The sequence below is a fragment of the Treponema sp. genome (assembly GCF_045657965.1).
In the GTDB taxonomy this organism is placed as follows: Bacteria; Spirochaetota; Spirochaetia; order Treponematales; family Treponemataceae; genus Treponema_D.
Window position 1 is genome coordinate 1 of sequence record NZ_JAZOUG010000143.1, and the last position, 1,072, is coordinate 1,072.

Annotated in this window: 3 protein-coding genes; all 3 read left to right on the forward strand. The window is 40.3% G+C overall.

The features are described from left to right. Positions 1–273: 273 nt before the first annotated feature. Positions 274–504: a hypothetical protein gene (locus ACKI5B_RS05110; RefSeq protein ID WP_407426480.1), complete on the forward strand. Its 231-nt coding sequence runs from the start codon at positions 274–276 to the stop codon at positions 502–504. After that, a complete protein-coding gene (locus tag ACKI5B_RS05115; RefSeq protein ID WP_407426482.1) occupies positions 501–710 on the forward strand; it encodes a hypothetical protein in 210 nt (69 codons plus the stop codon). Before ACKI5B_RS05110 ends, ACKI5B_RS05115 begins: the two co-directional genes overlap by 4 nt. Continuing rightward, positions 704–1,072, forward strand: a 369-nt coding sequence (locus ACKI5B_RS05120; RefSeq protein ID WP_407426484.1) for a hypothetical protein, incomplete at its 3' end; no start/stop codon positions are given. The genes ACKI5B_RS05115 and ACKI5B_RS05120, both read left to right, overlap by 7 nt.

Genomic DNA, 1,072 nt, shown 5'->3' on the forward strand with positions numbered 1-1,072 from the left:
TATAGAAAAATGCACAAAAAGTCGTGACATTTTTTGTGCAACTTGCACAAAACGAGCGTGAAACATTGTGAAACATAGCAGACTGCACAAAAATCTGGCCAGATCAGACAAAAACTTTGTCAGCAATTACCAATTGTAAAATTACAAATGGTGCGGTATACTATTTATGTAGGCAATAGGTACGCAGCATCCGGTCAGCTGATCAGATCAGCTCGGAAATATGGCTGTAAATATCAGGTCACGACAAGTCCTTAATTGTCGGAAGGAGTTTGAATGGATAACTACATATGGAAGTATGAAAGCGACAAACAGAAGTTTAATAAATTTAAGCTTGATCTCAGCATCCTGTTAGATCATAAGCTTATGCACTGTGCGCCGATACATGAAGAGCACTGGGCAGACGAACTTGTAAAAGAGCTGTGCTATTGCTTTACAGGTAAAAACATTGTGCATATAGCCGGCAAGTTAAATGATTATATAGAAAGGATGGGTTACAACAAATGACAGATTATGAAAAGTTTGAAGCAGTAGGCAAGATCAGACAGTTTGCATCCAATACACCGGGGATGCATCCAATCGGGCAGAAGGTCAGAATATCCGGGCCAAACAAAAGCATTGACATTGATGTTTCAAAATACGTGCAGTGCGATCTGAAGCCGCAAACGATTTACAAATGGTTACAATTTATGAAAGAGGTGATTGCATGCTAAACACAATAACAATACCGTCAATGATAGCTGGCCGTAAAGTGTCTCAGGCAGTAGATGGCAGGGGCTTTCAGTATAAAGGCGTTGCGCTGCATCTTAGAAAAATCGGCTCACTATGGGTTATTACATTATTTAATACCGGACTTTTGACGAGGGGCAGCGCAAGAACGATCGAAGAAGCGATTGCAAAATATGACATTAACGACGGCGCTTTAATTGAAGAGTGGAAATATCAGCCTGGCTGCCCTCGGATATATGATCTTAGAAAAATGAATTATCCTGAAAATGAAGAACAGATAATTGATCTCGAATACAGCAACGGCCGACTTGTTACAGGCCAGCAGATAAAGGCAGGTGATTTAATA